The organism is bacterium (assembly GCA_035370465.1).
GTDB lineage: Bacteria > Ratteibacteria > UBA8468 > B48-G9 > JAFGKM01 > JAGGVW01.
Window position 1 is genome coordinate 19,029 of the sequence record DAOOVW010000006.1, and the last position, 13,059, is coordinate 32,087.

The 13,059-nt window shown below is 30.2% G+C and carries 15 protein-coding genes; 3 read left to right on the top strand and 12 right to left on the bottom strand.

Features of this window, described 5'->3' with window-relative positions; translation table 11 throughout:
• Positions 1-2: 2 nt before the first annotated feature.
• From PLW95_01565 to PLW95_01620, 12 genes are all read right to left on the bottom strand, one after another.
• A complete protein-coding gene (locus PLW95_01565; protein ID HOV21357.1) occupies positions 3-1,190 on the bottom strand; it encodes an aspartate aminotransferase family protein in 1,188 nt (395 codons plus the stop codon).
• Positions 1,171-2,061 (bottom strand): acetylglutamate kinase, encoded by an 891-nt coding sequence (gene argB, locus PLW95_01570; protein HOV21358.1) that lies wholly within the window; start codon positions 2,059-2,061, stop codon positions 1,171-1,173. The genes PLW95_01565 and argB overlap by 20 nt, the downstream gene beginning before the upstream one ends.
• Before the next feature lie 89 nt (positions 2,062-2,150).
• Positions 2,151-2,918, bottom strand: coding sequence for a phosphoribosylformylglycinamidine synthase I (gene purQ / locus PLW95_01575; protein HOV21359.1), 768 nt, complete (start codon positions 2,916-2,918; stop codon positions 2,151-2,153).
• Entirely contained in the window at positions 2,912-5,275 is a 2,364-nt protein-coding gene (gene purL, locus PLW95_01580; protein HOV21360.1) for a phosphoribosylformylglycinamidine synthase subunit PurL, read from the bottom strand. The genes purQ and purL overlap by 7 nt, the downstream gene beginning before the upstream one ends.
• Entirely contained in the window at positions 5,276-5,740 is a 465-nt protein-coding gene (locus PLW95_01585) for a phosphoribosylformylglycinamidine synthase subunit PurS (GenBank protein HOV21361.1), read from the bottom strand.
• Complete coding sequence (locus PLW95_01590; GenBank protein HOV21362.1) at positions 5,737-6,609, bottom strand: histone deacetylase; 873 nt, start codon at positions 6,607-6,609, stop codon at positions 5,737-5,739. Before PLW95_01590 ends, PLW95_01585 begins: the two co-directional genes overlap by 4 nt.
• A complete protein-coding gene (locus PLW95_01595; GenBank protein ID HOV21363.1) occupies positions 6,599-7,357 on the bottom strand; it encodes a serine/threonine-protein kinase in 759 nt (252 codons plus the stop codon). The genes PLW95_01590 and PLW95_01595 overlap by 11 nt, the downstream gene beginning before the upstream one ends.
• A 202-nt stretch (positions 7,358-7,559) precedes the next feature.
• On the bottom strand, positions 7,560-9,083 hold the full coding sequence (locus PLW95_01600; GenBank protein ID HOV21364.1) for a YifB family Mg chelatase-like AAA ATPase: 1,524 nt from the start codon (positions 9,081-9,083) through the stop codon (positions 7,560-7,562).
• A gap of 40 nt (positions 9,084-9,123) precedes the next feature.
• Positions 9,124-9,564, bottom strand: coding sequence for an Hsp20/alpha crystallin family protein (locus tag PLW95_01605; GenBank protein ID HOV21365.1), 441 nt, complete (start codon positions 9,562-9,564; stop codon positions 9,124-9,126).
• Between the two features lie 53 nt (positions 9,565-9,617).
• A complete protein-coding gene (locus PLW95_01610) occupies positions 9,618-9,851 on the bottom strand; it encodes a zf-HC2 domain-containing protein (protein ID HOV21366.1) in 234 nt (77 codons plus the stop codon).
• A 1-nt stretch (position 9,852) separates the two neighbouring features.
• On the bottom strand, positions 9,853-10,449 hold the full coding sequence (locus PLW95_01615; protein HOV21367.1) for a sigma-70 family RNA polymerase sigma factor: 597 nt from the start codon (positions 10,447-10,449) through the stop codon (positions 9,853-9,855).
• Positions 10,430-10,651: a DUF167 domain-containing protein gene (locus PLW95_01620; protein ID HOV21368.1), complete on the bottom strand. Its 222-nt coding sequence runs from the start codon at positions 10,649-10,651 to the stop codon at positions 10,430-10,432. The genes PLW95_01615 and PLW95_01620 overlap by 20 nt, the downstream gene beginning before the upstream one ends.
• A 101-nt stretch (positions 10,652-10,752) precedes the next feature.
• Between PLW95_01620 and PLW95_01625 the strand changes: the two genes are divergently transcribed.
• The 3 genes from PLW95_01625 to PLW95_01635 form a co-directional block, all read left to right on the top strand.
• Complete coding sequence (locus PLW95_01625) at positions 10,753-11,301, top strand: DUF1318 domain-containing protein (GenBank protein ID HOV21369.1); 549 nt, start codon at positions 10,753-10,755, stop codon at positions 11,299-11,301.
• Positions 11,298-12,338, top strand: a complete 1,041-nt coding sequence (locus PLW95_01630) for a 3-methyl-2-oxobutanoate dehydrogenase subunit VorB (protein HOV21370.1) — start codon at positions 11,298-11,300, stop codon at positions 12,336-12,338. Before PLW95_01625 ends, PLW95_01630 begins: the two co-directional genes overlap by 4 nt.
• Positions 12,335-13,059, top strand: a 725-nt coding sequence (locus PLW95_01635) for a thiamine pyrophosphate-dependent enzyme (protein HOV21371.1), incomplete at its 3' end; no start/stop codon positions are given. The genes PLW95_01630 and PLW95_01635, both read left to right, overlap by 4 nt.

The window sequence follows — 13,059 nt, forward strand, 5'->3', positions numbered from 1 at the left end:
TTTTAATCCTTCATTTCAGAAAAACATTCATCCATAATTTCAACTGCCCTGTCAATTTCTTTTTTCTTTACAGTCAAAGAAGGCATAATTCTTATAACATTTCCATGTGTGCAATTAAGAAGTAGTTTTTTATTTAGACATAACTTGTAAAATTGTCTACCATCCATTTCAAGTTCAATAGCAAGCATAAGTCCAATGCCTTTGACTTTTTTTATACAAGTATATTTTTCTTTCAATTTTTCAAGTTTATTTTTCAAATATTTCCCATATTTATTTACTCTTTCAAGAATATCTTTTTCTTTTATTGTTCTTATAACTGAAATTGCAGATGCACAGGCCAAGGGACTGCCTCCAAATGTTGAGGCATGTGTTCCGGGGACCAATAAGTCAGCAATTTCCCTTTTTGCTATCATGGCTCCAATTGGAAAGCCACCACCTAAGGTCTTTGCAAGGGTCATTATATCTGGTTGAATTCCAAAATGCTGGTAAGCAAAAAATTTTCCAGTTTTTCCAAAACCAGTTTGTACTTCATCAAATACAAGTAATACATCTTTTTCTTTACACAATTGATAAACATTTTCAAGATATTCTTTATCAACAACATTTATTCCACCTTCACCCTGAATAATTTCAATAAAAATAGATACAGTTTTATCATCAATTTTTTCTTTTAGTGCATGGAAATCATTAAAAGGGACATAACTAAATCCCTCAGGAAGTGGTTTAAATGGTTCATTATATATCTTTTGTCCCGTTAATGTCACTGTTGCAAGAGTTCTTCCATGAAAAGAATTTTCCATTGAAATAATTTTGTATTTACCTTTTTCTTTTCCATATAGCCGGGAAAGTTTTATTGCACCTTCATTTGCTTCTGCCCCACTATTACAGAAAAAAAGTTTCCCATCAAAAGAAATATCTACTATTTCTTTTGCAAGAATTGCCTGCCAGGGATGATAATAATTATTTGGAAGATGAATGAGTTTTTTTGCCTGTTTTGTTATACTTTTTACAACTTCTGGATAACAATGTCCAAGTCCACTCACAGCCCATCCAGGGAAAAAATCAAGATATTTTTCTCCGTTTATATCCCATAACCAACTACCATATCCCCTGACAAATACAACATCTTCTCTGGAATAACAACCTATTACATAATGTTCATAAAGTTGCTTAATCTGGTTTTTCTCCATCTTTTATAATCTCCGTTCCAACTCCTGCTTTTGTAAATACCTCTAAAAGTATTGAATGTGAAATATTTCCGCTTATAATATGAACCTTTTTAACTCCATTTTTTATTGCACTTATAGAAGATATTGCTTTAGGTATCATTCCTTCCTTTATGACTTTTTTCTCTATCAATTCATTCCCTTCTGAAAGTTCAAGAATTGATATAAGTGTTTCTGATTTTTCTGGGTGCCTCATTATTCCTAAAACATCTGTAAGAAAAATAAGTTTTTCCGCTTTTAAAGACTCTGCAATTGATGAAGCAACAGAATCAGCATTTACATTTAAAAGAACTCCATCTTTGTCATAAAAAAGAGGGGCAGCAACAAGAACTTTATATTTTTCTAATTTATTTTTAATATATTCATTATTTACTTGGTCAACCTGCCCGACAAAACCAAGGTCAACTACTTCTGCACCTCTTTGATAATGGATTTTTTTTGCAATAACATACTTTTCTTCTGGTAAAATTGAGGAAGCACTTGCCTGAAATTTTTCTACCAGTTCATCAACAATACCATCTCTGACCCTATAAAGAACATCCTGGACTATTTGAAGTGTATTTTTGTCAGTAACTCTCAATCCATCTACAAATGTTACTTTACTGCCTTTTTTTTCAATTTCTTCTGTAATAAAAGGACCCCCTCCACATATAAGAATAACATTTATTCCAACAACTTCAAGAAAAGCAATATCTTGCAAAATATCTTTTCTTGCCTGTTCTATTTTTAAAATACTTCCCCCAACTTTAATTACAAATATTTTTCCTTTGTAATTTTTAATATATGGATAACTTTCAAGTAAAACATCCGCTTTCTTTAATATCTCATCGTCCACTTTTTACCCTCCATTTTATAAAATTGAAAATTTTTTGTTTTGTATTTGAGTTTTTTCCATTTACTTAATAAGTATTATTATAACCCTTTTCAAGAGAAATATTCTACCACATTTTTAAAGAATTTAAATCCATAAGTATATTTATTTTTTGAAGAATTTGTCCAATCAGGAAGATGATATTTTAAAACACATCTTTCTGGATGTGGCATCATGCCTAATACAAGCCCAGTTTGATTACATATACCTGCAATATTTTCAACCGACCCATTGGGATTATATGGATAAGAAGAATACTCCCCATTTTTATCACAATATCTAAATAAAACAAGTTTTTTTTCATTTATTTTCTTTAATATTTCTTTGTTTTCAGGAATAAATTTTCCTTCTGCATGTGCAACAGGTAATTTTATTATTTCAGGCAATCCCTTAAAAAAATGGCAAACACTATTTTCAAGTTTAAGGTAAATCCATCTGTCTTCAAACTTTGATGAGTTATTCCATGTAAGTGTGACTGATTGTTTTCCTATCCATGGTAATATTCCACTTTTTACAAGAACTTGGAATCCATTACAAATCCCAATTATAACTTTCTTATCTTCAATAAATTTTTGCATTTCATCCCATAATTTGAATTTTATTTGGTTTGCAAGGACTTTCCCTGCTGAAATATCATCTCCATAAGCAAAACCACCAGGAATAATAAGAATCTGATATTTTTCTAATAATTTTTTATTCTCAATTATTCTATTTATATGTATTCTTTCAGGAACCCCACCAGCAAGTTTAAAAGCCCACTCTGTCTCTAAATCGCAATTTGTCCCTGCAACTCTTAAAATTAAAACATTTACTTTCACCATTTAACTCCACTTCTCCATTTATTAGAGAGTAATTCAATATCCAATGAAAAAAGTTCTTTTTCCCCAGAATAAAATTTTAAGTAATTACTTTTATTAACTCTACCAATACATGAAAATTCACTTCCTTTCATAGTTTCTTCAAATAATTTTTTATCTTTTTCCTCTATTTCAACAACAAATCTTCCCTGTGTCTCAGAAAAAAGATATGTATCAATTTTTCTGTCTTTTGAAGGAATTTTAGAAAGATAAATTTCTGCTCCTTTTCTTCCACCAATTGCCATTTCTGAAATACATGTTGAAAAACCACCATCAGAACAATCATGACATGCTCTAATTAAATTTTTATTTATTGCCTTATAAATTTTTTTTATTAATTTTGTTGTTTTTGCTGGTTCTGGGACAGGAACCCGCCCTCCATTAAAATTATATGTCCTGAAAAATTGACTTCCTCCCATTTCTCTTTTTGTTTCTCCGCATATATAAATTAAATTTTCCTCTTTTTTAAGGTCAGATGAAATAACATTATCAATATTTTCAATAATACCCAAGCCCGATATTAAAAGTGTCCCTGGAATTGAAATTTTTCTTCTTTTTTCATCAATAAAATAATTATTTAAACTATCTTTACCAGAAATAAAAGGAACTTTATATTTTAATGCAAAATCCTTACAGCCGTTAACACATCTGACGAGTGAACCTAATTGTTTTTTATCTCCAATATCTCCCCAGCAGAAATTATCAAGTATAAAAATTTTTTCAGGATTTGTCCCAACACAAACTAAATTTCTAATTGTTTCTTCTATACAACAGCCAGCCATATAATAAGGGTCAATATCTCCATAAAATGGGTTTATTCCACATCCAACTGCAATACCATAATTTTTATCATAATGAACTTTAAGAACAACTGCATCAGATGGACCATTTTGTCCTATAAGTGGTTTTAAAATAGTTCTTGACTGGACTTCATGGTCATATTGTCTTATTACTTCTTCCTTTGAAGAAATTACAGGACTTGAAATAACTTTTAAAATACCTTCTTTTAAATCAATTTTCTTTTTACATTTTTCTTTTATTTTTTTTATTTCAAATTTACTTTCCAATGATTTTTTTTGCAGTCCTTTATGCAAAAATTTCATATCAATATCACAAATAATTTCATCTCTAAAATGAATTATTAACTTTCCTGTTTTTTCAAATTTTCCAATAACAGAGACATCAACATCTTCTGAAGAAAAAAGTTCTATTAATTCCTTTAATTTATTTTCAGGGACAGATAAAACCATTCTTTCCTGTGATTCAGAAATCCATATTTCCCAGCCATTAAGTCCTTCATATTTTAAAGGAACTTTATCTAAATAAACTACTGCTCCTACCTTTTCTCCCATTTCACCAATGGCAGATGAAAGCCCTCCTGCTCCACAGTCAGTTATTGAGTTATACATATCTTTATCTCTGGCAACAAGAAGACAATCAAGAACTTTTTTCTCAATTATTGGGTTACCTATTTGAACAACACTTGTGGGAATATCTTTATCTAAACTTGTTGAAGAAAATGTCGCTCCGTGAATACCATCCCTTCCTGTTTTTCCTCCGACAACTACAATATAATCATTTTCAACATTTCTTTTTTCAACTTTATCAATTGGAATTAAACCAACTGTTCCACAATAGACAAGACAATTATTTGTATATCTCTCATCAAAAATAATAGCACCGTTTCCTGTTGGAATTCCCATTCTATTGCCATAGTCCCTCACCCCACTTACAACTCCTTTAAAAATTCTTTTTGGATGCAACACTCCTTCTGAAAGTTTTTCAAAAGGTGTGTCCATATTACCAAAACAAAAAATATCCGTATTTAATATTGGTTTTGCTCCTAAACCTGCTCCAAGAATATCTCTTATTACTCCTCCTATTCCTGTTCCTGCTCCTCCATATGGTTCAAGTGCTGATGGGTGATTATGAGTTTCAACCTTAAAAGCAACCCCATATTTTTCATCTAATTTTATAATACCGGCATTGTCTTTAAAAACAGAAATGCATAATGGACTATTTAATTTTTCTGTAACTTTCATAATTTCTTTTAATAAAACAACATTTTTTTCCTTTTTTTTCTTTCCTTCTTTTTCCTGATATTTAATGTTTGCTTTAAATGTTTTATGATAACAATGCTCTGACCATGTTTGGGCAATTGTTTCCAATTCACAATCACTCGGATTTCTCCCAATTGTTTTAAAATACCTCTCTATTGCTCTCATTTCATCTATATCAAGAGAAAGAAGTCCCTTTTTACTTATTTCAAGCAATTGTCTATCACCTTTTCCAATTATTTCAATTTCTTTAGCATATTTCATCTAATTTCCTCTTTTTATTTTGTAGTCATGTATTAAAGGATTTGCAAGTAATCTTACGCATATTTTTTTAATCTCTGTTTGTTTTAAACTGCAATAAATATAATATTTTTTCCCTGTTGATATATTTATATCCTTTTTTAACCCATAATCAGAAATTGCTTTCTTTGTTGTTTCTGCTACCATATCGGTAACACCTTTTTTATACCATATCTCAACGAGGTATAAATTTTTTTCTTTTGTTGTCTCTATATTTATAGAATATTTTTGAGAGACCCTATCAAGAAGTATGTTTTCAGCAATTTCTTTTATTTCTTTTATTTCTACATTACCGTCAAATGCATAAAGGTCAGAAACATTTACTTTTTTTACATCATATATCCCCATTTCTTCAACCCCTTTTTTTGTCTCATTTCCAAAAGCATCAAATACATTTTCTTTGTAAAAAATCTCAATAATATATTTCATTTTTCCCTTCCTCTTTCAATTCCTTTTATAAAACAATAAAATGAACTACCTAAAACATCAAGGTTATATCCACCTTCAAATATAATAAATAAATTCATACCTGTTTTACCAATTTCTTTTCCCATCAGATAATAGTCCGACTCTTCAAGATTAAGAGAAAGAAGGGGGTCTTTTTTATGGGTATCAAAGCCAAGAGAAATACCAATAATATCTGGAGAAAATTCTTTTATTATATTTAATGTATTATAAAATTTTTCAAGATATTTTTTATTTCCTGTTCCAGGGGCAATTGGGAAATTATAACAGTTTTCAAAAGAGAAATTTCCTGTTCCCGGGAAAGCGGGAAATTGATGAATTGAAACATAAATAACATTTTTTCCCATTTTTAAAATATCCTCTGTCCCATTTCCATGATGACCATCAATATCAAGGACTGCAACTTTTTTCCCTTCATTTATGATTTTTTTAACTGCTACTGCTATACCATTAAAATAACAAAAACCACCAAGAAAGTGTTTTCCTGCATGATGACCTGGTGGACGCGAAAGAGAAATACCTATATTTGATGTTTCTAAGGATATTTCACTTGCTTTAACTCCTGCACAAACAGAAAGGAATGCATATTTGTAAATATCCAGGATAACAGGTGTATCCATAGCAGAAAAATTATTATTCTTAACATTTTCAACAAATTCCCGACTATGTGCAAGAAACAATAAGTCCTCATTATAAAGGTCAACTCCAACAAAATTATTTATTCCTTTTTTAATTAAAAAATTGTATATAACTTTTATCCTTTCAGGACATTCAGGATGACCTTTTTCGTAATACCGAAGAAAATCAGGTGAATAAACAATTTCAAATTTCATAGTCCTCAAACATATATATTATTTCTTCCATATTGGAAAATCTCTCATCGGGGTTTTCTCTTGTTGAGATATTTATTATATATCTAAATGTATCTGGTATTGGGAAATTAAGTTCATTATATAATTTTTCAACTGTTTTCCCAAAAGAGTATATATCGCTTCTTATACTTGCTTTTCTCCCTTTAATAATTTCAGGTGCTGTATAATCAAGTGTACCACCTTCTCTTTTTTCTTTATAAAAAAATGTGTTTTTTACTGATAAACCAAAATCAGTTATTTTTACTTTTTCAAGAGAGAAATTTACAAGAATATTGGAAGGATTAAAATCCTTATGGATAATTCTATTTTGGTGAATGAAAGATAATCCCTTTGCTGATTTTAAAATAATTTCTTCTAAAATTGAAGGAGAGAAAATTTCTCTTCTGGTATGTATACATTTTAGAAGGTCTGCGTCAAGAAACTCCATAAAAATAAAAAAAGCCCCTTCATCTTTTTTAAAATCATAAACCTTCACAATATTTGGATGTATAAGTTTTTTAGCGATTTTTGCTTCTCTTATAAACCTTCTTATTTGATATCTATCAAGACGTCTTGGATGCAACACTTTAATTGCAATAACTGGGTCATATTCTGGTTGTGGGTCTATACTTCTTGCCTTATAAACAGTAGAAAACCCACCTGCTCCTAACATCTCTTCAAGAATATAATTTTCAATTTTATAGCCAGTTCTTACTTTTATTTCTTCCATTTTTAAGGTTAATTTAAGGTCATTAAAATGAAGTTGTATTATTTTACCATCATCATTAATTATTTTTCAACATCTTTATATTGAGATATATTAAATTTAATTGGTTATTTGAAAAAAATAATATTTGAATTTTTCTATTGGACAAAATTATGGAAAATATAAGTTTTTGATTTGTAAATATTTTTTAACTTCGTAAGTAAAATTACAAAATATCTAAATCAGTGTTTCTATAACCAATTGCTTCTGAAATATGAGAAGCATTTATTATTTCTGATGCATCAAGGTCTGCAATTGTTCTTGCTACTTTTCTTATTTTATCATATGACCTTGCTGAAAAATTAACTTTTCTCATTGTTTCCCTTAAAATTTCTTCACCTTCTTTTTCTATAATACAATACTTTTTTATCTGCTGGGAATTCATATATGCATTAAAATAAATCCCTTTATTTTTAAATCTCTCCCTTTGTATTTGTCTTGCTTTTACAACTCTATTTCTTATTTCCTCGGATGATTCTTCTTCTCTATCTTCAATTAAAACATCTGCTGGAACAGTTGTTACTTCTATGTGTATATCAATTCTATCAAGCAGGGGTCCTGATATTTTCTTTCTGTATTTTAATATCTGTGAAAGTGTGCAATTACAGGTATGATGAATATCTCCATACCATCCACATGGACAGGGATTCATAGCAGCAACAAATAAAAATCTTGCAGGAAAATCAACTCTCCCTTTTGCTCTTGAAACGGAGACATTACCATTTTCAAGTGGTTGTCTTAATGCTTCAAGAACATTTCTTTTAAATTCAGGCAGTTCGTCAAGAAATAACACTCCATTATGAGATAGAGATATTTCTCCTGGTTTTGGTATTGTTCCTCCACCTATTAGGGCAATATCAGAAATTGTATGATGTGGAGACCTGAAAGGTCTTTCAATTACTATTGGTGTTTTTAAAATACCTGCAACTGAATGAATTTTTGTAATTTCAAGTGATTCTGTCAGAGTTAAGGGGGGTAAAATTGTTGGAATTCTTGAAGCAATCATACTTTTCCCTGCTCCGGGACTTCCAAACATAAGGATATTATGAAAACCACTAACAGCAATTTCAACAGCCCTTTTAACATATTTCTGGTCTTTTACTTCTTTAAAATCAACAGAATATTTATCTTTTTCTTCAAAAAGGTCATTAAAATTTACTTTAAATGGTTTAATTTGAGTGTCCCCTTTTAAAAAAGAGGATGCTTCATTTAATGTCTTAACTGGATAAATTTCAACTCCTTCAACTACTCCTCCTTCAAATTTATTCTCGTCAGGAAGTATAATTTTATCGCAACCATCTTCTTTTAATTTTAAAACCATTGGTAAAATTCCCTTGACAGGTCTTACATCACCATTTAAAGCAAGTTCTCCAACAATGTAGTAATTTGAAAGAGTATCTTTTGGGATATATCCAAGTGCAGATAAAATTCCTATTGAAATTGGTAGGTCAAAATAAGAACCCTCTTTTTTTATATCAGCAGGGGCAAGATTTATAACAATTTTTCTGTTTGGGAATTCATATCCAGAGTTTTTTATTGCTGGTTTTATTCTATCTCTACTTTCTTTTACTGCCTGGTCAGGAAGTCCAACAACAGATATACCAGGTATACCTCTAGCAATATCAACTTCAACCTCTATGGGGAAACCTTCAATACCCCATATTGTTATAGACCTGACTTTTGAAAGCATAGTAATAGAGAAGAGGGGGTTTTGCCCCCCTCTTATTTTTTTATTCAACCTTAATTTTCACTTCTTTTTTCTTTTCTTCTGGTGATTTTGGGAGAGTAAGTTGAAGAACTCCATCCTTATATGATGCTTTTACTTTATCTTTATCAATTTGAGCAGGAAGAGTTAAACTTCTGGAAAAAGTTCCACTCCTTATTTCTTTTCTATAAAAATTCTCCTTTTTAACTTCTTTTTCCTCCTGGCTCTTTCCTGATATAGTCAGAATATCACCATTAAGAGAAACAGAAATATCTTCTTTTTTTACACCCGGAATTTCTGCTTTTACTATGATGTTATCTCCTTCTTCATAAACATCAATCGCTGGGACTCTTCCTCCCTCCCATAAATCAAGGTCTCTATTAAAAATTCTATCAACCAATCTATCAAAATCATCTCTTACATCCATAATTTCTTTAAAAGGTGACCATTTTGCTAATTTTGCCATATCTCATCACCTCCCTTTTTTTTATTTTTAGATGCAAAAAAAAGGTGCAGGTTTCATTTTTTAAATTTTATTTCTATTTGATGATATATTCTTTTACTTATTACTTTTGGAACACTTTTCTTTTTATAAATCTTTTTACTTAAAAAAATTGTTTTCTCCAGTGATTCAAATAAAGAAAGGCATTTCTCACATATTTTAATATGTTCTTTAATTAAGTCATTAATGGGTTTTTCAAGTTCTCCATCAATATATTCAGAAATAAGTTTTTCAATATCTTTACATTTCATTTTAATTCCCATGTTTTTTAATATATTCAGAAATTTTTTCTCTTAAAAACATCCTGCTTCTATGAATTCTTGTTTTTACTGCTGGTATTGATAAAGAAAGAATTTTTGCAACTTCTGATATAGGTAGTTCTTCAATATCATGTAAAATAAAAACTGATTTGTATTTTGGTGGAAGTGAATCAATTGCCTCCTGAAGTTGTTGCTTTAATTCATTGCTTTTAAAATATAACGAAGGATTTTCATACCAATCAGAAATTTCTATTTTGTAATCTTTATCTCCAATTTTCTTTATTTCATCTATTGATATGTTTTTATTTTTTTCTTTTCTCAATTTCATCAAGGCATTATTTGTAGCAATTCTATATAGCCATGTTGAAAAAGAAGACCTGCCTTCAAATTTATCAAGATTTTCATATGCTTTTATATATGTATCCTGCATAAGGTCTGCCGCATCCTCTTTATTTCCAAGTAATCTAAAGCCCAAATTATAAATATTAGTTTGTGTTCTTTTCATCAGTTCTTCAAATGCTTTTGTATCACCTTTTTTTGCTCTTTCAATAAGTTGTTGTTCACTCATTTTATTTCTGGTAAATTTCAACTATTTTATTTCTGCTTGTTTTTCCTGTTATTATTTCTATATTTTGTTTCGGCACATTAAAATATTTAGAAAGAATTTCAATCAATTTCTTATTCGCTTTCCCTTTTTCTGCCCTTTCTTTGACACAAACAGAAAAAATTCCTTCTTTTTCCTCAATTTTATCCTGTTTTGCGTCTGTTTTCACTTTAATTGTAATTTTCACTTAATAATAGTATCATAAAAAAGTTTTTTAAAAAAATTTAATGTATTTAAGGGTTGACTTTTATTAAAGGATAGGACTATAATTATGTAAAAGGAGGCAAAATGAAAAAAATTATTATTTTTTTGCTGGTAGTTCTTTTTGCTGGATGTGCGGTTGTCAATGTGTATGTGACTTTTCCCGAAGAGAAGATTAAGAAAGCAGCAGAAGATATTCTTGCTCCAGCACCATCTTCTCCATCTGGATTTCTAAAATATAATTTTACTAAAAATCTTTATGCAGATGAAAAAGTTGTTGTTGGAAAAGAACTTAAAACTGATTCTCCAGTTATAAGACAGGCACAGGAAAAAATAAATAGTTGGAGAAGTAAATTAGATGAATTTAAAAAAGATGGATATGTTGGAGAAACAAACGATTTTAAAGTTGTTATAAAACAGGTACCAGATGATAAGCAGAAAGAAACTGAATTAAGAGAACTTGTAAAAAATGAAAATACACAAAGAGATATAATAATAAGTGAACTTATGAAAATTAACAATGCTCCTGCCAAAGAAGAAAAAAAATTTAGAGAGATATTTGCAGAAACATCAATAAAATATTCTCCCTCTGGAACATGGATACAGGATGCAAAGGGGAATTGGAAAAGAAAATGAAAAAATTGTTGTTAAATGGGTGTGAAGCAGCAGGGGAAGGGGCAATTTCTGCTGGCTGTAAATTTTATGCTGGATATCCTATTACTCCACAAAATAGATTTCCAGAGTATATGAGTTATAGGTTACCAGAAGAAGGTGGAATTTTTATACAATCAGAAAGTGAAATTAGTGCAATAAATATGGTCTTTGGGGCTTCTGCTGCTGGGGTTAGAGCGATGACATCTTCATCTTCTCCTGGTATTTCCTTAAAACAAGAGGGAATTTCATATCTTGCTGGTTGCGAATTACCTGCTGTTATAATAAATATGAATAGGGGTGGTCCAGGTCTTGGGGATGTTACCCCATCTCAATCAGATTATTTTCAAGCAACAAGAGGTGGTGGTCATGGTGATTATAGAACAATAGTGCTTGCTCCATATAGTGTTCAGGAAATTTACGATTTTACCTATCTTGCTTTTGACCTTGCTGATAAATATAGAAATCCAGTTCTTATTCTTGCGGATGGTATTATTGCTCAGGTTATGGAATCAGTTAATTTAAAACCAAAAAAAAAGAAATTACCTGAAAAAAAATGGGCTTTAACTGGATGTAAAGGGAGAAAACCAAATTCAATAAAATCACTTTTTTTAACTCCTGGGGTACTTGAAACACATAACTGGAAATTAGCAAGAAAATATGAGAGAATTGAGAAAAAAGAAATAAGGTATGAGCAATATTTTTCTGATGATGCAGAACTTGGAATTGTCAGTTATGGAACATGTGCAAGAATTGTTCTTGAATCCCTTAAAAAGGCAAGAAAAAATGGCATAAAGGCATCTCTTTTTAGACCAATTACTTTATGGCCATTTCCATATAGGCAATTATCTGATTTTATAAAAAGCGTAAAAAAAATTCTTGTTATAGAAATGAATTTAGGACAAATGCTTGATGATGTTAAAATATCAAATACAAGTAATAAGAGAATTTTCTTTTATGGAAGACCTGGTGGGGGAGTTCCAACACCAGAAGAGATATTTAAAGAGATAAAAAAAATATGAAAGTTATTTATAAAAAACCAGAAAGTATAACAGATAATACTACAATTTATTGTCCTGGATGTGGGCATGGAATTGTTCATAAAATTATTGCAGAAGTTATTGACCAACTGGATATAAGAGAAAAAACAATATCTATTGCTCCTGTTGGCTGTGCAGTACTATCTTATAACTATTTTAATTTTGATGTAACAGAGGCAGCACACGGTAGATGTCCTGCTGTTGCAACTGCTATAAAAAGAGTTTATCCTGATAGGATTGTTTTTACATATCAAGGAGATGGAGACCTTGCTGCTATTGGGACTGCTGAAATTATACATTGTGCTGCAAGAGGAGAAAATATAACAGTAATTTTTATAAATAATGCTGTTTATGGAATGACAAAAGGGCAGATGGCTCCAACTACATTACCAGGGCAGAAAACAACAACAACTCCCTATGGAAGAGACACATCATATCATGGTTATCCTATAAGAATGTGCGAACTCCTTTCAACATTAGCTGGTCCTTCTTATATTGAAAGAACTACAATAGAAAATGTACCTGAAATTATAAAAACAAAAAGGGCAATTCAAAAAGCATTTACATACCAAGTAGAAAATAAGGGATTTTCTTTTGTTGAAGTTCTTTCAACCTGCCCTACAAACTGGAAAATGACTCCTTCTGAAGCAATGAAATGGGTAGGGGATACAATGAAAAACTATTTTATTCCTGGTGTTTATAA